General features: G+C 75.9%; 7 protein-coding genes. All 7 read right to left on the bottom strand.

What is annotated here, in order from left to right:
• Positions 1-7: 7 nt before the first annotated feature.
• The 7 genes from ACFY3L_RS22235 to ACFY3L_RS22205 are packed head-to-tail and all read right to left on the bottom strand — an operon-like array spanning position 8 to position 17,720.
• On the bottom strand, positions 8-5,590 hold the full coding sequence (locus ACFY3L_RS22235; RefSeq protein WP_389326956.1) for an amino acid adenylation domain-containing protein: 5,583 nt from the start codon (positions 5,588-5,590) through the stop codon (positions 8-10).
• On the bottom strand, positions 5,587-11,676 hold the full coding sequence (locus tag ACFY3L_RS22230; RefSeq protein WP_389326953.1) for an amino acid adenylation domain-containing protein: 6,090 nt from the start codon (positions 11,674-11,676) through the stop codon (positions 5,587-5,589). Before ACFY3L_RS22230 ends, ACFY3L_RS22235 begins: the two co-directional genes overlap by 4 nt.
• A complete protein-coding gene (locus ACFY3L_RS22225) occupies positions 11,673-12,806 on the bottom strand; it encodes a 2-oxo acid dehydrogenase subunit E2 (protein WP_389326950.1) in 1,134 nt (377 codons plus the stop codon). Before ACFY3L_RS22225 ends, ACFY3L_RS22230 begins: the two co-directional genes overlap by 4 nt.
• Complete coding sequence (locus ACFY3L_RS22220; protein WP_389326947.1) at positions 12,799-13,764, bottom strand: alpha-ketoacid dehydrogenase subunit beta; 966 nt, start codon at positions 13,762-13,764, stop codon at positions 12,799-12,801. Before ACFY3L_RS22220 ends, ACFY3L_RS22225 begins: the two co-directional genes overlap by 8 nt.
• Positions 13,761-14,783, bottom strand: a complete 1,023-nt coding sequence (locus tag ACFY3L_RS22215) for a thiamine pyrophosphate-dependent dehydrogenase E1 component subunit alpha (RefSeq protein WP_389326944.1) — start codon at positions 14,781-14,783, stop codon at positions 13,761-13,763. Before ACFY3L_RS22215 ends, ACFY3L_RS22220 begins: the two co-directional genes overlap by 4 nt.
• A complete protein-coding gene (locus ACFY3L_RS22210; RefSeq protein WP_389326941.1) occupies positions 14,764-16,221 on the bottom strand; it encodes a condensation domain-containing protein in 1,458 nt (485 codons plus the stop codon). The genes ACFY3L_RS22215 and ACFY3L_RS22210 overlap by 20 nt, the downstream gene beginning before the upstream one ends.
• Positions 16,218-17,720 (bottom strand): class I adenylate-forming enzyme family protein, encoded by a 1,503-nt coding sequence (locus ACFY3L_RS22205; protein WP_389326938.1) that lies wholly within the window; start codon positions 17,718-17,720, stop codon positions 16,218-16,220. The genes ACFY3L_RS22210 and ACFY3L_RS22205 overlap by 4 nt, the downstream gene beginning before the upstream one ends.
• Positions 17,721-17,762: the final 42 nt, after the last annotated feature.

The raw sequence follows: 17,762 nt of genomic DNA, 5'->3' as shown, positions 1-17,762 counted from the left end.
GTTCCCCTCACGATGGGCGGTGGGTGGCGGCGTGCGCCGCCGCGTCCAGGGCCTGTTGGATGTCGGTGGCCGGCGTGTCCAGCACGGCCAGGCCGACCAGGTCGTCGGCGAGGGCGTCGGGCACCTCGTCGTCGAAGCGGCGCAGCACCCGCAGCCCGACCGCGGCGACGGCGGCGACGGCGATCGCGAACACGGCGAACATGAGGCCGAGGCCGCGCTGCGGCCCGGTGCCGAACACGGGGCCGAGGCTGCTCGCGAGGGGGCCGCCGGCGCGCAGCAGCGGGCCGAACAGTTCGGCGCCGAACGGTGCGACGATCCCGAAGCCGATCGGCATCGTCGACCACGCGATCAGCGTGTTCAGGGAGAACACCCGCCCGTGCAGCCGCTGCGGGACCTTGACCTGGATGATCGTGGTGTACACGCCGTTGAGCAGCGTTAGGGCCAGCGCGAGGCCGAGGGCGCCGGCGCCGATCAGGACGAGGTTCTCGCGGAGGCCGGTGACGAGCGCGCACACGGCCAGGCCGAGCGTCGCGACGAGAACGCCGAACATCCGCCGGTGCTGCGGGCCGCCCCAGGCGGCCATCACCAGGCCACCCAGGAACACGCCGAGCGCGGAGACGAAGGACACCTGGCCGACCTGGCGCAGCGTGCCGAACGACAGGACCAGCGGCGAGAGCATCAGGAAGAGCGCGGACAGCGGCACGTTCAGGACGGCGAACCAGAGCAGCATGCGACGGAAGTTCCGGTTGCCCCAGACGTACCGGAAGCCGCCGGCGATCTCCGCGCGCAGCGTCTCGTGGCGGCGCCACGGCATGGTGGCGGGGAACCGCACCGCCAGGACGACGACGACCGCGACGAGGTAGGTCGCGACGTCGAGCGTGAGGATGCCGCGCAGTCCGATCGTGGCGAGCAGGCCGGCGCCCAGCAGCGGGGCGAGCAGCTGGGCCAGGCCGGCCCCGAGCTGGCCGATGCCGGCCGCGTGACCGAGCAGCCGCTTCGGCACCAGTTGCGGGATCGCGGAGGTGTACGCGATGCGCTGGAACGACAGCGCGACCGACAACGCGACCGTGGCCGGATAGAGGGCGGCGACGCTGAGCTGCCCGGCCCAGAGCAGCGCGGCCAGCACGGCCTGGACCCCGCCGGCGGCGAGGTCGCCGGCGAGCACGATGCGGCGCCGGTCGTGCCGGTCGACGAGCGCCCCGGCGATCGGCAACGTGATCAGACCCGGGACGAGGCCGAGCACCGCGAACAACGCGAACTGCGCGACCGACCCGGTGGTCAGGTAGATCCAGACCGGGATCGCGAACTCGGTGAGCGCGGACCCGAACATCGACGCCAGCTGGCCGGCGGAGACGGCCGCGAACCGGCCGAGGCTCGGCTGCGGTCCGGCGGCGGCCTGCCCGTCCGGCGCGGCGCGGTCGCGCGACCCGCTGTCGTGTGACACCGCGTGCCGGAACCAGGTGCGACCGGGCTCGTCGGCCGGCGCCGACGGTTCGAACATGGGCGTGTCGATGATCTCGGCGATCTCGGCGGCCCGGTACTTCAGGAAGAAGTGGCCGGCCTCCCGCAGCACCACGACGGCGCTGTCGTCGGACAGGAAGTGCCACTCGCGGAACCGTTCCTCGTAGAACTCGGTGGCCGGGTCGCGGGTGCCGACGACGGTGACGAACGATGCGCGCAACCGCTCGGCACCGGTCGCGTACATCTCGGTGTAGTACCGCTCGGCGTCGACGGAGTCGCGGCGCAGGTTGCGCACGATGTGGCGGGCCTCCGCCGGGTCGAGGCCGCCGAGGTCGGCGCCGATCGAGGTCAGCCAGTTGTGGTAGATCCGGTCGCCGCGCAGCGACTCCATCCGCGCGACCTTGGACAGCGTCCGGGCCAGGCGGCCGCGCGGCTCGGCGAACGGGAACATCGCGCCGATGTAGACGGTGCGCACGTCGCGGCCGGCCGCCTCCAGCCGCCGCGCGAGGGCGATGGCGAGGGCGGACCCGACGGCGCAGTGGCCGTACAGGCTGACCGGTCCGGCGACCGTCGCGACGATCTCGTCGACGCAGCGGTCGATGAGCGCGCCGAAGTCGAGCCGGTCCTCGATGACGCCGACGTCGTGACCGGGGATGGCGACCGAGTACACCGCGTACCGCTCCGGCAGCGCGTCCGCGAGCGGCTGGTACACCACGGCGCTGCCGCCGCCGAACGGGACGCACACCAGCGAGATGTCGGCCCTCGGGCGGTTCGGCGTGAGCCGGCGGATCACCGCCCGCGGGCCGTCGTCCGGCCGGTCGATCAGGGCGGCGAGCTCCCGCACGGTCGGGTTCTGGAACAGGTCGATGACACCGACCGCGGCCCCGGTCCTGCGGAGCCGGGCCACCACCTGCGTCGCCAGCAGCGAGTGGCCGCCGAGGTCGAAGAAGTCGTCGTCGGCGCCGACCGCCGGTACGTTGAGCACGGCCGTCCAGACGTCGGCGACGACCTTCTCGGTCGGGGTGACCAGCGCGCCCCCGCCGCTCGCCGCGCGGACCGGGGCCGGGAGGGCGCGCCGGTCGAGCTTGCCGTTCGCCGACAGCGGCAGCACGTCGAGCTCGACGAACGCGGCCGGGACCATGGCGTCGGGCAGCAGCCGCTTCAGCGCGGCGCGGTCGGGCGCGGCACCGACGACGTACGCGACGAGCCGCTGGTCGCCGGGCCGGTCCTCGCGGACGACGACGGCGGCGTCCCGGACGCCCGCCTGCTCGCGCAGCACCGCCTCGATCTCGCCGAGCTCGATGCGCTGGCCGCGCAGCTTGACCTGACCGTCGATGCGGCCGAGGAACTCAAGGGTGCCGTCCGGCCGCCAGCGGGCCAGGTCGCCGGTGCGGTACAGCCGGGCGCCGGGCGCACCGAAGGGGTCGGGCACGAAGCGGTCGGCGGTCAGCCGCGGCCGCCGCAGATAGCCGAGCGCGACCTGTACACCGCCGATGTGCAGCTCGCCGGGCACACCGACGGGCTGCGGCCGGAGCCGGTCGTCGAGGACGTGCAGCGTGGTGTTGGCGACCGGGGCCCCGATCGGCACCCGGTGGGCGTCCCCGAGCGCGGCGGCGGTGACGGCCCAGGCGCTGACGTCGATGGCGGCCTCGGTCGGGCCGTACAGGTTGTGCAGCTCGGCGCCGGGCAGGGCGGCCAGGCAGCGGCGGGCGAGGTCGGCCGGCAGCTCCTCGCCGGAGCAGACGACGGCGCGCAGCGTCGCGCCTGCGGGGATCGTCTCCTCAGCGAGGAAGGCGGCGAGCATCGACGGCACGAAGTGCAGGACGGTGACGCCTTCGCGGTCGATGAGGGCCCGCAGGTATGCCGCGTCGCGGTGCCCGCCCGGCGTGGCGAGGACCAGGCGGGCGCCGATGACGAGCGGCCAGAAGAACTCCCAGACGGACACGTCGAAGCCGGCCGGGGTCTTCTGCAGGACCACGTCGCCGGCCGTCAGGTGGAAGCGTTCCTGCATCCAGGTGAGCCGGTTGACCACGCCGCGATGGGCGTTCGGCACGCCCTTGGGGCGGCCGGTCGAGCCGGAGGTGTAGATGACGTAGGCGGCGTCGCCGGCGGTCGCTGGCGATGAAATGTTGAAATTTCGGATATGTCGGTGAGCGGAGCGACCCGACATATCCGGGGTGGCGGAGTGATCCGAGAGGTCGGCGGTGGCGGAGCCGCCCGAGAGCCCTGCGGTGGCGGAGCGAGCCGACATGTCCGAGGTGGCGGAGTGGGCCGGGAGATCCGCGGTGGCGGGCATGGAGTGGACCCGGAGATCCGCGGTGACCGGCTGGGGAGCCGTCGCGCCGAGGCGGTCGAGCCGGATCACCGGGCAGCCGGCGAACGAGGCGTCGAGCCCGTCCGGCGGGTCGAGGACGAGCACGGCACGCAGGTCCGCGTCGGACGCCATGAAGGCCAGCCGCTCCGCCGGATAGTCGGGGTCGAGCGGCACGTACGCGGCCCCGGTGCGCAGCACGCCGAGCAGCGCGCCGGGCAGCTGGAGCGAGCGCGGCGCGCACACGCCGATCCGCGTGCCCGGTCCGGCGGCGACCGGCCCGAGCGCGGCGGCCACCCGGCCGGCGTACCGGTCCAGCTCGGCGTAGCTCCACGTGGTGCCCTCGAACGTCACGGCCGGCGCGGCCGGTGCGGCGGCGACCCGCGCGGCGAACAGGGCGGGCAGGGTGGCGCCGGCGTCGAACGGGGCGGCGGTCGCGTTCCAGGCGGCCTGCGCCGCGCGTTCGTCGTCGTCGCGGAGGTCGAGCGCGGCGACCGGCGTCAGCGGGTCGGCGACGGCGCCACGCAGGAGCGCGGTCAGGTGGCTGACGAGGCGCCGCACGGTCGCCGCGTCGAACAGCGCCGTGTTGTGGATGAACTGGCCCCACAGGCCACCGTCGGCGGTGTCGCTGATGTACAGCTCGAGGTCGAACCGGGTCGCCCACGACCTGATCTCGTACCCGTCGAGGCCGTCGCCGCCGCCCGCGCCGTAGTTCTGCACCGCGAGCAGCGCCTGGAACAGCGGGGACCGGGACACGTCGCGGGGCAGGTTGAGGTCGGCGACGACACGCTCGAAGGGCGTCTCGGCGTCGGCGAACCCGGTGAGCGCGGTCTCCCGCACCCGCAGCAGCAGCTCGCTGAACGTCGGGTCGCCGCTCAGGTCGACGGGCATGGCCAGCGTGTTGACGAAGCAGCCGATGAGGTGCTCCAGCTCCGGGGCGCTGCGGCCGGCGACCGGGGAGCCGATCGTGAGGTGGGTCTGGTGCGCGTGCCGGCCGAGCAGGCAGGCGTACGCGGCCAGCATCGTCATGTACAGCGAGGCGCCGTGACGGTCCGCGAGGGCCCGGACGCCGGCCGCGAGACCGGCGTCGAGCTCGAACTCGACGCTGCCGCCGGCGTAGGTCAGCTCGGCCGGGCGCGGCCGGTCGGTGGGCAGCGCGAGCGGCTCGACGCCGTCCAGGCGCCGCGCCCAGCGGGCGACGTCGGGCGCCGGCCGATCGCGCTGCCAGGCCGCGTAGTCGCCGTACTGGACGGGCAGATCAGGCAGGTCGCCACCGTCGTACGCGGTCATCAGCTCGCGCAGCAGCAGCGGCACGGACCAGCCGTCGATCGCGATGTGGTGCACGGCCATGGCCAGGATCGCGTCGTCCGGTGCGAGCCGGATCAGCGCGGCCCGCAGCGGCTGCTCGGCGGCGAGGTCGAACCCGCGGGCGTGCACCGCCTCGACCGCGGCCCGGGCGGCGGCCTCGTCGGCGGCGTCGACGACGGCCAGGTCGACGGCCGGGTCCGGGTCGACGACCAGCGTCGGCACCCCGTCGTCCCGGGCCGGGAACCGGGTCCGCAGCGCCTCGTGGCGGGCGACGACGCGACGCAGCGCCGCGGCCAGCCGGTCGGCGTCGATCGGGCGCCGGACCCGTCGTGCCACCGGCACGAGGTAGGCGGGGTTGCCGGGCGCGTACTGCTCCATGAACCAGAGCCGTTCCTGCGCGTACGACAGCGGCGGCACCGTGCCGGGCGGCCGGGTGGGGACGGTCCGGTTCGCGGTGCGCCGGCGCAGGCGTTGGGCCAGCAGCGCCTGGCGGGCTTCGTCGACGGTCATCGGGTCTCCGCTTCCAGCAGGCCGGCCACCTCGTCGTCGCTGAGCTCGGCCAGTTCGGCGAGCAGCCGCTGCTCGACCGCGGCGGCCAGGTCGGCCAGCCGGCGGTGCGTGAAGAGCAGGCGGATGGGCAGGTCGAGGCCGGTCATGGCGCGCAGCCGGGCGGCCACGCGGACGGCGAGCAGCGAGTGCCCGCCAAGGGTGAAGAAGTCGTCGTCCACGCCGGCGCGGTCGAGGCCGAGGACCTCGGTCCAGACGTCGGCGATCAGCTGCTCGGCGTCGGTGCGCGGCGGCTCGGACGGTGCCGGCGGGCCGTCGGCACCCTCCGGGGGTGGTGGCAGGGCCCGCCGGTCGATCTTCCCCGTGGCGGTTCGGGGGAGCGCGTCGACCGCGACCCAGCGGTCCGGCACCAGGTGGCCGGGGAGCCGGGCCGCGAGCCGGGCCCGCAGTGCGCCGGCCGGTGCGCCACCGGCCACGTACGCGACCAGGGCGCCGTCGTGCGCGACGACCACCGCACCGGTCACGCCCGGGCTTTCCAGGAGGTGGTGCTCCACCTCGGCCGGTTCGATCCGGAACCCGCGGACCTTCAGCTGGTCGTCGAGCCGGCCGGCGAAGTCGAGCCGGCCGTCGGCCCGCAGCCGCACGCGGTCGCCGGTCCGGTAGTAGCGCGCGCCGCGCCCTGATGGAGGCCATGTGACGAACCGCTCCCGGGTGAGGTCGTCCCGGCCGAGGTAGCCGTGGGCGAGGCCGGCGCCGCCGAGCAGCAGCTCGCCGTACGCGCCTGGGGGCACCGGGCGCAGGCCGGCGTCGACGACCGCGGCGCGCACGCCGGGCAGCGGCACGCCGATCGCCGGCGGGCCGGTCGTGTCGTCCGGGCCGAGGTCGGTCGCGGTCGCGATGATCGTGGCCTCGGTGGGGCCGTACGTGTTCACCAGCCGCACGGTGTCGCCGAACCGGGTGCGCCAGCGGGCCACGGCCGCCGCGTGCACCGCCTCGCCGCCGAGGATCACCAGCCGCAGCCGGGGCGGCCAGGCGATCGCGTCGATCTGGGCGACCAGGTCGTGCCAGTACGCGGTGGGCAGGTCGAGCACGGTGACGTCGGCTCCGCCCGGGCCGGCGAGCACGTCGGGCAGGCTGAGCGGGCCGTCCGGCAGCAGCCGCACCGTGGCCCCGGCGCCGAGCGCGGGCCAGATCTCCTCCGCGTGCGCGTCGAACGCGAGCGGCGCGAACTGGACGACCGTGTCGCCGGGGCCGAGCCGGTAGTCGCGGCGCATCCAGCCGACCCTGGCGGCGAGCGCCTCATGGTCGACGACGACGGCCTTCGGGGTGCCGGTGGAGCCGGAGGTGTACAGCACGTACGCGGCACCGTCCGGGGTCGCGCGGTCGACCGCCGGCAGCGTCCCGGAAGGCGGCGCGAGCACCCGGAGACCGTCGGGCCAGGGCGCGTCCCCGACGGCCAGCCGGGCTCCGCTGCCGGCGACGAGCGCCGCGATCCGCCCGGCCGGCTGCCCCGGGTCGATCGGCAGGTACGCGCCACCGGCCCGCCAGATCGCCAGCAGCGCGACGATCGTGCCGATGTCCCGGTGCGCGGCGACGGCGACGACCGGCGGACCAGCGACGGCCGCCGCCCGTATCGGCCCGGACAGTGCGTCTGCCAGTGCGTCTGCCAGTGCGCCGGCCAGTGCGTCGGCCCGGCGGTTGAGTTCGGCGTACGTCAGCGACTGCGCACCGCAGCGGACCGCGACCGAGTCCGGCGCCGCGAGGCGGGGCAGCCCGGGAGTCAGCGGCTGCGGCGGGGAAGGTGCCGGGGCGGCGAGGGAGCCGACGAGGGCCTCGTCGTCGGCGGTCAGCAGCGGCAGCGCGCCGACCGCGACGCCCGGGTCGGCGGCGATGCCGGCGCACAGGATCTCGAACCGGCGGGCCCAGCGGTCGACGGTCGTCGCGTCGAGCAGGTCGGTGTCGTAGCCGAAGACGAGCGTCAGGCCGTCGGCGGCCCGCCACGCCTCCAGCATCAGGTCGAACTTGGCCTGCCGGTAGCCGGAGTCGAAGAACGACGCGTGCAGGTCGGCGAACCGGTCGACCGGGGTGCCCTCGTCCTGGGTGTGCAGGACGAACATGGTCTGGAACAGCGGGACCGCCCCGGCGGCGAGGCGCTCGAACGGCGCCTCGGCGTGGGTCAGCGCGTCCAGCACGCACTCGCGGGCCCGGCCGAGCAGGCCGGTGAACGGCTCGGCCGGGTCGACCTGGTCGCGCAGCACGACGGTCCGGGCGAAGTAGCCGACGGCCCGCTCGATCTCGACCCGGTCCCGGGCCGCCAGGGTCGAGCCGACCAGGACGTCGGACTGGCCGGTGTGCCGGGCGAGCAGCACCTGATAGGCCGCGAGCAGCACGGCGAAGAGGCTGGTGCGGGCCTGGCCGGCCAGGTCCTCGAGGCGGGCGGTGACGCCGGCGGGCAGGTGGGCGCCGAGGAACGCGCCGCGGTGGGTGGGCTCGGCCGGGCGGGGCCGGTCGGTCGGCAGGTCGAGCACGGCCGGTCCGGCGAGGCGGTCCCGCCAGTACGCGAGGCCGGCCTCCTGGTCGCCGTTGTTCGCCGGTACGGGTGGCAGCGGCGCCAACGGACGGCCGGCGTAGAGCGCGGCGAGGTCCTCCCGCAGCACGTTGAGCGACCAGCCGTCGCCCGCGATGTGGTGCACGACCAGGCAGAGGACGTGGTCGTCGGGGGCGAGCCGGAGCAGCGAGGCCCGCACCGGTGCGCCGCCGCGCAGGTCGAACGGCGCGTTCGTCCGGTCCGCGACGGCGGCCCGGGCCGCCGCCTCGGGCTCGGGTGAGGACTCCAGCGCGAGCTCCTCGAACGGCACGGTGGCGGGCCCGACCTCGACGGCCGGCTCGCCCCCGACCTCCGGGTAGGCGCACCGGAGCGCGACGTGCCGGTCGGCGAGGGCGTCCAGGGCCCGCCGCAGCGCGCCGCGGTCCAGCCGGCCACGCAGGCGCAGCACCAGGAACATGTTGTACGAGGCGTCGTGCGGGTCCAGCCGCTGCAGGAACCAGAGGCGGCGCTGGGCGTCCGACAGCGGCGGCGCACTGCCGGGCGCGCCGGCACCGGCGTCGAGGGAGGCCGGGAGCCGCCGGGCGAGGGCCTCGACCGCCGGATGGTCGAACAGGTCGCGGACGGTCAGGCCGGGCAGCCGCGCCGCGACCTTGACGGCCAGCAGCGAGTGCCCGCCCAGCGCGAAGAAGTCGTCGTGCGCCCCCACCGCGACGCCGAACACCTCGGCGAACACCGCGGCGACGCGCGTCTCGGCCGCGGTCCGCGGTGGCACGTACGCGGCGGCGGCGGACGGTCGCGGGTCGGGCAGGGCGGCCCGGTCCACCTTGCCGTTCGGGGTGAGCGGCAGCGCGTCGAGCACCGTGACCGTGGCCGGCACGGCGTAGGCCGGCAGCGTGGCGCGGGCCGCGTCCCGGATCGCGCCGGGGTCGACGCCGGCGCCGGGGCGGGCCGTGACGTACGCGGCGAGCGCGTCGTCGCGGACCGCGGCGACCGCGGCGGCGACGCCCGGGCAACCGGCGAGCACCGTCTCGACCTCGCCCAGCTCGACCCGGTGGCCGCGCACCTTGACCTGGGTGTCGAGCCGGCCGAGGAATTCCAGGGTCCCGTCCGCGAGCCGGCGGGCGCGGTCGCCGGTGCGGTACATCCGTGCTCCGGGCGGACCCCACGGGTCGGGCACGAAGCGGTCGGCGGTCAGCCGCGGCCGCCGCAGGTAGCCGAGCGCGACGCCGGCGCCGGCGATGACGAGCTCACCGGGCACGCCGGCGGGCACGGGCCGCATCCGCCCGTCGACGACGTACACCCGGGTGCCCGGGATCGGGCCGCCGATCGTGACGGCCGCCGGGCCGCCGGGCACCGGCCAGTACGTCGACCAGATCGTCGTCTCGGTCGGGCCGTACACGTTGGTCAGCCGGCCGACCTTGCCGCGCAGCTCCGCGGCGAGCGGCGCCGGCAACGCCTCACCACCGACCAGCGCGGCCGGCACGTCGTGGTCGAAGCCGGCGGCGAGGAGCATCCGCCAGCCGGACGGGGTGGCCTGCACGTCGGTGACGCCGGTCGCGGCGATCAGCGCCCGCAGCGCCGTCCCGTCGCCGGTCTGCGCGTCGCCGGCGACGACGACCCGGCCGCCGCGGCTGAGCGGCAGGAACAGCTCGAGACCGGAGATGTCGAACGACAGCGAGGTGAGCGCGAGCCACGCGCGGCCGGCCTGCGGTCCGGTGACGTCGGCCATCGCGGCGACGAACGCGGCGAGCGCGCCGTGCGGCACGACCACGCCCTTGGGCCGTCCGGTGGACCCCGACGTGTACAGCACGTAGGCCGGGTCGTCCGGCCCGGCGGCGGCCGGGGCGACCGCGCCGCACGGTTCCTCGCCGGCGGCGTCGATCAGCAGCGTCGCCGCGCCGAACCGGTCGGCGAACGACGGCTCGGTGAGCACCGTGCCGACGCCGGCGTCGGCGATGACGAACGCGAGCCGGTCGGCCGGGTACGCCGGGTCGAGCGGCAGGTAGGCGGCGCCGGCCCGCCAGACCGCGAGGAGCGCGACCACCATCGCCGGGCGCCGGGACAGCCCGACCCCGATCAGCGGCCCGCGTCCGCGGAGGCGGGCGGCGAGCCGGTCGACCTCGGCGTCGAGGTCGCGGTAGGTGAGGTCGGCGCCGTCGCCGGTGACCGCGACCGCGTCCGGCGTGGCCCGGGCCTGCGCCCGGAACAGCTCCGCGACCAGCGGAGTGGTCTGCCCGGCGCCGGTGTCGTTCCACCGGGTCAGCGCCTCGCGCCGCTCGTCGTCGTCGAGCAGGCGCAGGTCACCGATCGGGGCGTCGGGCCGCCGGGCCGTGTCGTCGAGCAGGACGAGCAGGCGGCGGATCCACCGCTGCGCGGTGCCGGGGCTGAACAGGTCACGGTCGACCGTGAGCACGCCGACCGCGGCCGCGGGGCCCTGGATGACGTCGAGGGACACGTCGGTGCGGGCGACGTCGAACGGGTGGTCCAGCAGTTCGACGTCGAGGTCGCCGAGGCGCGGCCGGTCCTGCTCCTGCCGCAGGTACATGATCATGGCCTGGAACAGCGGGGTGCGGCTGCGGTCGCGGGGCGCGCCGACCGCCGACACCACGCGTTCGAACGGGGCGGCGTGGCTCAGCGCGCCGAGCACCGTCCGGCGGACGGCCCGCAGCAGCGCGCGGAACGTCGGGTCGCCCGACAGGTCCGTCCGCAGCACCAGGGTCTCGGAGAAGCAGCCGACGCGGTCGTCGAGGTCCGGGTCGTCGCGGCCGAGGACCGGCGTGCCGAGGCAGACGTCGTCCTGCCCGCTCATCCGGCCGAGCAGCAGCGAGAACGCCGCGACCAGCGCGGTGTACACGGTGGTGCGCTCGGCCCGGGCCACGGCCTCCAGGCGGCGCAGCAGGTCGACGGGGAGGTCGAAGACGACGGAGCTGCCGCGGCCGCGGCGCACCGGGGGGCGGGGCCGGTCGGTCGCCAGGTCCAGCACCGGCGCGCCGGCCAGCCGTTGCGTCCAGTACCCGAGGTCCGGCGCCCGGGCGGCGCTGCCAGCGGGCACCGGTGGCAGCGCCGGCAGCTCCGCCGGGGTGCCGGTGGTGTACGCCCGGTACAGCGCGTCGAGATCGCGGCGCAGCACCTGCAGCGACCAGCCGTCGGCCGCGATGTGGTGGGCGGCGAGCGCGAGCACGTGCTCGTCCGGGCCGACGCCGATCAGCAGGCAGCGGAGCATCGGGCCGGCGGCGAGGTCGAACGGGCGCGTGACGAACGCGGCGACCAGGTCGCGGGCGTCGTCCAGGCCGGGCGCGACGGCGGTCTCCAGCCGGACCTCGCCGGCCGCCGGCGCCAGCACGGGCGCGTCGTCGGCCGGCTCGACCCGGCTCCGCAGCGTCTCGTGCCGGCCGGTCACCGCGTCCAGCGCGCGCTCCAGCGCCGTCCGGTCCAGGCGGCCGCGCACGTGCAGGACGAGCGGCAGGTGGTACGACGCGTCGGCCGGATCCAGCTGGTGCAGGAACCACAGCCGCTCCTGGGCCGGCAGCAGCGGTCTCATCGCGGCTCCTCCTGCAGCGTCCGGGCCAGCGCGGCCAGGAACCGCGCCGCCTCGCGGCCGTTGACGACGCGGTGGTCGTAGGCGAGACCGACCTGCGCGACGGTGCGGGTCGCCGGCCGGCCGTCGTCGCCGAGGTACAGCTCGGGCCGCGGGGCGGTGACCGCGACCGCGCACGTCTGGCCCGGGAACACGATCGGGATGGCCAGGCTCACGTGGGCGTCCTGATGGAGGGTCAGCGTGATGGTCGCACCGTCCAGTTCGGACGGACGGAACGCGCCGCCGGCCGCCGTGACCCGGAACCTGGCGAGGGCCCGGGCGATCTCGGCGACCGTCGCGGTGCCGGCGTCCCGGACCACCGGCACGTACAGGCCTTCGCCGAGATCGACGGTGACGCCGACGTGCGCGGCGCCGGCCGGGTGCAGGGTGTGGCCGTCGTCGTCGAGCCTCGCGAAGCACCCCGGGTGCTCGGCGTGCACCGCCCCGATCGCGGCGACGAACAGCTCGGCGAGGCCGACGGGCCGCCGCACCGCGCGGGTCAGCCGGGGCATCCGCTCCAGGGCGGCGTCGACATCGATCGTCATCGCGGTGTACGCGGCCGGGACGGTGGCGTGCGACCGGGCCACCGTCCGCGCGACCGCACGCTGGTTGCGGGACAGGCTTGCCGTCGCCGCGGGCGGTGCTGGGCTTTCGGCCGCCGCGGGCGGCGCTGGGCTTTCGGCCGCCGCGGGCGGCGCGGTGGTTAGGGCGTCGATGTCCGCGCGGCGGACGATCGGGCGGCCGAGCGCGGCGACCTGCTCGGCGGTGACGCCGAGTTCGGCCATGCGGGCGCGGGCCGGCGCGGTGATCGTCGGGCCTTCGCCGCCGGCCGGTCGCGGGGCCGGTGCCCCGCCGCGGGCGGCAGGGTCGTCGAGGAGGGCGATGACCTGACCGGGGGCGATCTCGGCGCCGGTCACCACGCGGTGGCGCAGGACGCCGCCCGTCGCGGCGGTCAGCTCCTCGACCGCCTTCGACGTCTCCACCTCGGCGACCGGGGCGCCGGCCGGCACCGCCTCGCCGTCCGGGGCGAGCCAGGCGAGCAGCACGTAGCTGTCGTCGTTGGTGTTGAGCTTCGGTACCGCGATCTCAGGCACGGACGGTCCTCACCAGCGCGTCGTAGATGGTGCCGGCGCTCACGAGCACCTGACGCTCCAGGTGCGGCGCGGCGGGGATGACGGCGTCGGCGCCGTGGACGAGCGTCACGGGCGCGGCCAGATCCGCGAAGTGGCGCGCATGGACGTGATGCGCGACCTCGGCGCCCCAGGTGCCGCCGGCGGTGCCGTCCTCAGCCACCACGACGTGCGGGACGGGCGGCAGGTCGAGGCGCACCGGGTACAGCCGCGAAGGGACCACCAGCAGCCCGGCGATCTCCTGCTCGATCAGCAGCATGCGCAGCGCGGTGAGGGCACGCTCGGCCATGCCGCCCGGCGCGATCAGGACCAGCTCCGGGCGTTCCCCGGTCCCGGCGTACGCCACGCCGTCGCGCACCTCGACCGTGAACGGGGCGGGCACGGTGTACATCCGGCGGGTGTAGAGGATCTTGTCCTCGACGAACACGCACGGCTGCCCGAGCGCCAGCATGTCGGCGAACACCTCGGCCGCGTCGCGGAACGGCGACATCTCGAACACGGCGAGGCCGGGCACGCCGATCAGGTGCTTCGTCAGGGTCTGGCTGTGCGTCGGGCCGTAGCCGCGGCCGCCGCCGCTGGGGCAGCGCACGACCATGCGCATCGGCAGCCGCTCGCCGTACATGGTGACGGACTTGGCGGCGAAGTTGACCAGCGGGTCGAGGCCGAGCGTGAGGAAGTCGGCGAACATGTACTCGACGATCGCGGTGTCGCCGGCCAGGGCCAGGCCGGCCGCGATGCCGGTGATGGCCGACTCGCTGATCGGGGTGGACAGCACCCGGTCCGGGAACCGGGTGGAGAGCCCGCGCGCGACCTTGAACGCGCCGCCGTACGGGTCGAGGAGGTCCTCGCCGATGAGATAGGCCCGCTCGTCGCCCGCCAGGACCGCGTGCAGCGCGGCGTTGATGTTCTCGGCGACCCTCATCGGCCGGCCCACCCGGCCCGGGCAGGCATCTCGGCGACGCGGTCCGGCCGCGTCCGGCCGCTCAGCCCGGCCTGGGTAGGTGTCTCGGCGACGGGCGTCCGGCCGGTCCACCCGCCCTGGGCGGGTACCTCGGCGACGGGCGTCCGGCCGGTCCACTCGGCGGCCGGGCGGGCGGACACGTCGGCGACGACGCGGGCGACGCGGTCGCGCTGGGCGCGGTCCAGGTCGGGCGCGGCGGCGGCCACGGCCGGGTACCAGTCGGCCAGCGCCGCGACCTGGCCGGCGGGGCGGGTGTCGTCGCCCTTGCTGTGCGGGCCGAGCCGCGGGGCGCGGAACTCGGCGATCAGCGGTGCGCCGGTTCGTACATGGGCGATCAACGGCGCGAGCTCCGCCCGGATGCGGGCCGGGCCGGTCGCGGTGACCAGCGTGTGGGCCAGGCCGAACGCGGCGGCGCGCCCGGCGACGGTGCCGGCCATGGCGTGCTCGGTGGGCGTCGACTGGGCGATGCCGTTGTGCTCGACCACGACCAGCAGCGGCAGGTGCCACAGCGCGGCGATGTTGAGTGCCTCGTAGACCGCGCCCTCGCCCCAGGTGCCGTCGCCGATGTACGCGCAGGCGAGCGCGCCCGGCCGGTGGCGGCGCAGGTGCAGCGCGAGCCCGGCCGCGACCGGCAGGCTCTCGCCCTGCACCCCGGTGGAGAGGTAGCCGCGCCGGTGGAGGTGCTGGCTTCCGCCGGCGCCGTGGCACACGGCACCGGCCCGGCCCATGATCTCCGCGAGGAGCCCTTCCGGGTCGTCGAACCGCGCGAGGTAGTGGCCGTGCCCGCGGTGGTTGCTCAGCACGTGGTCGTCCGGTTCGAGCAGGCCGCTCACGGCCACGGGCACGTACTCCTGGCCGAGGCAGGTGTGCGTGGTGCCGGACAGTTCGCCGCGCGCGAAGAGGTCGAGCAGCGCCGTCTCGAAGTGCCGGATGAGCAGCATCGCCGCCCGGTCGGACGCCTCAGTGCGCGCTGACGGCATCCACGACTCCGTTGACCGTCGGGTGGTCGAAGAACGTGTCGATGTCGACGTCGATGCCGAGCGTCTTGCGCATCCGCGCGATGATCTGCGTCGCGGTCAGCGAGTCGCCGCCCAGGTCGAACAGGTCGTCGTCGGGGCCGATGGCGTGGTCGCCGAACACGTCGCGCCAGATGGCCAGGACCGGCTCGACGAGCTCGCCGCCGCGTGCCGGCGCCGGCGCGGCGGCCTGAGCCTCGACCGTGACGGGCGGTGCGGTGGTGTTCGAGGTGCCCGGGGCGACCAGGTCGCGCAGCCGGGTGTCCGGAGCGGCGGCGACCCGGGTGAGCACCGCGCAGAGGTCGTCGGCGAACCGTGCGGCGACCGGCGCCGCGGCGGCCGAGTGGCGCAGCCGGGCGGTGACCGTCGTGCCGTCGTCGACCGCCTGCAGCTGCAGGTCGCCACGCACGCTGCCGGCGAACGCCAGCCAGTCGACGGCCGCCGGGGCGCCGTCGAACCGTGGCGCGGCGCCGACCCGGCGGTAGCTGACCGAGACGGGCGCGATCGCGGCGTGCGGCCGCAGCCGGCGCACCGCACGGGCGAGGGGCACCGCCCGGTGCGGGTACATCGCGCGGAGGGTCGCGCGCAGTCCGGCGGCGAACTCCGCGAACGGGGAGTCCGGGTCGGGCCGCGAGTCGACGGGGAGCTCGGTCGCGAACGGGCCGACACCCGACGCGCCGGGCTCCCGGGTGGACACGTCGACGCCGGTCGTGACGCGCGGGTTGCCGTGCCCGCCGAGCAGGGCGTGGACCGCGGCCAGCAGCGTCTCGAACCGGGTCAGCCCCGGCAGGTCAGGCACGGGCGGCTCGAACGCGTGCACCTGACCGGCCCCGTGGTCGCGCCCGGTGAGGACGTGGTCGCCGACGACCACGGGCAGCGGCTCGGCCCACCGGCCGGACCAGAACTCCTCCGCCGCGGCCCGGCCGCCGGCCAGCCGTGCCGCCTCGGCGGCGAGCTCTTCCGCGGCGGAGCGCGGCAGCGGGGCCGGGATCTCACCGGCGTAGAAGGTGGCCAGATCCCGCAGCAGCACCTCCTTGGAGAGCCCGTCGAAGACCAGATGGTGCGCGGTGACCACCAGCACCCGGCCGAACAGCGCGAACCGGACGAGCGGCCCTGCACCCAGGTCGAACGGGCGCGTGGCCTCCTCCTCGACCGGCTCGTCCGGCCCCGCCACGCGCAGGACGGGAGCGGTGGCCCGGGTGAGGTACGTGACGCCGTCGCGCTCGGCGACCGCGACGGCCAGCAGCGCGTGCCGCTCGGCCACGGCCGCGCAGGACTTGGCCAGCAGCCCGGCATCCGGATCGTGGGCGAACGTGACGACCAGCGGCATGTGGTAGGCGGTGGGGACGGTGCCGGACACGGCGATCCACATGCCGTGCTGGACCGCGGACGCCTGGATCATGTCAGGCTCCTTCGCAGGGATCGTTTGTCGACCTTGCCGCCGCGGTTGCGCGGAAGCCTGTCCATGACGTGGACGAGGGATGGGATCTCGTGCGGCGCGAGGCGGTCGGCGAGGAACGCCCGCAGCGCCGGCGGGGTCAGCTCCGCGTCGCCGCTGACCACGATCACGGCGGCCAGCTCGACGCCGAGCACCTCGTGGGGCAGCCCGACCACGGCGGCGTCGGCCACCGCCGGGTGCTCGTGGATGGCCGCCTCGATCTGCAGCGTCGACACCCGGTGGGCGCCGGTCTTGACCACGTCGCCGTCCCGCTCGACGAGGAACAGGAAGCCGTCGGCGTCGACGTAGCCGACGTCGCCCATCCGGACCCAGCCGTCCTGGAACACAGCGCCGCTCGTCGTGGTGCCGCTCGTCGTGGTCTCGCTTGTCGTGGTGCCGGTCTTCGTGGTGCCGCCGAAGTACGTGCGGGGTGGGGCGGGGGAGCGCATCCAGACGGCGCCGATCTCGCCCGGCGCGCAGGGCCGCCCGTCGTCGTCGGTGACGCGCAGGCCACCGCCGGCGATCGGCCTGCCGACGCTGTCCGGGCGCTCCGGGTCGTACGTCATGGCGGTCTGCGCCGGGGCGGCCTCGGTCGAGGTGTAGTAGTTGACGATCGTCGCGTTCGGGAACGCGGCCACGAGGCGGGCGGCGACCGGCCCCGGCAGCGGCGCGGCGGCCGACCCGAGCAGCCGCACGCTGCTCAGGTCGTGGCCCTCGGCCACAGCCAGCAGCTCCATGGCCATGGCCGGGACGACGAACACCGTGCCGGCGGACCAGCGTGCGATGGCGCGCGCGAAGCGCAACGGCGTGAACTGCGGCAGCGTCACCACGGCGGGGTGGGCGAGCAGCGCGGTCATCAGCATGACCTGGGCCGCGTTCGTGCCGATCGCGAACGCGTGCAGCAGGTGGCGCGAGTGCCGGAACGGCCGGTGCCGCGCGCCCGACCCGTAGGTGACGTTGGCGTGGGTGGCCGCGACGCCCTTGGGCCGCGCCGTCGTGCCGGACGTGTACAGGATCTGGGCCAGACCGTCCGATGTGGACCGGTCCTCGCCGCACCGCGCGCCGGCGTCGTCACCGGCGGCGTACGCCCACCCGCCGGTCCAGTCGACGGCGCCGCCCCCGTGCACGAGCCCGGCGGCGGCGCAGTCGGCGAGCACGTGCGCCAGCTCGGCGGGCGCCGCGTCGTCGGAGACCGGCACGGCGACCGCGCCCAGGCGCTGCACCGCCACGTACGCGACCGCGAAGTCGAGCCATTCGGCGGCACCGAACCGCAGGCCGACACGGTCGCCCGGCGCGACGCGGCACTGCCGCAGCCGCTCGGCGAGGTCGGCGGCACGGCGCTGCCAGGAGCCGAAGGTCAGCGCGCCGACGCCGTCGACGACCAGCGCCTCGCGGTCCGGCTCCGATGTCGATCGGCCGGCGAGGAGGCGGGGCACCGTTGTCGGGGCGGCGTGCAAAACCACGGCAACAGGGTTGCATGACGCAGTGAAGTCCTGCAATATCCA

Source organism: Dactylosporangium sp. NPDC000521 (genome assembly GCF_042898305.1).
In the GTDB taxonomy this organism is placed as follows: domain Bacteria; phylum Actinomycetota; class Actinomycetes; order Mycobacteriales; family Micromonosporaceae; genus Dactylosporangium.
The sequence above is the reverse complement of the archived record's forward strand: the minus strand, read 5'-3'. Positions and strand labels throughout refer to the sequence as shown.

What these genes read in the sequence shown, in the direction of transcription:
- ACFY3L_RS22210 (WP_389326941.1), bottom strand. Translation starts at nt 16,221, where the DNA reads ATGATCCAGGCGTCCGCGGTCCAGCACGGCATGTGGATCGCCGTGTCC.
- ACFY3L_RS22220 (WP_389326947.1), bottom strand. Translation starts at nt 13,764, where the DNA reads ATGAGGGTCGCCGAGAACATCAACGCCGCGCTGCACGCGGTCCTGGCG.
- ACFY3L_RS22215 (WP_389326944.1), bottom strand. Translation starts at nt 14,783, where the DNA reads ATGCCGTCAGCGCGCACTGAGGCGTCCGACCGGGCGGCGATGCTGCTC.
- ACFY3L_RS22230 (WP_389326953.1), bottom strand. Translation starts at nt 11,676, where the DNA reads ATGAGACCGCTGCTGCCGGCCCAGGAGCGGCTGTGGTTCCTGCACCAG.
- ACFY3L_RS22235 (WP_389326956.1), bottom strand. Translation starts at nt 5,590, where the DNA reads ATGACCGTCGACGAAGCCCGCCAGGCGCTGCTGGCCCAACGCCTGCGC.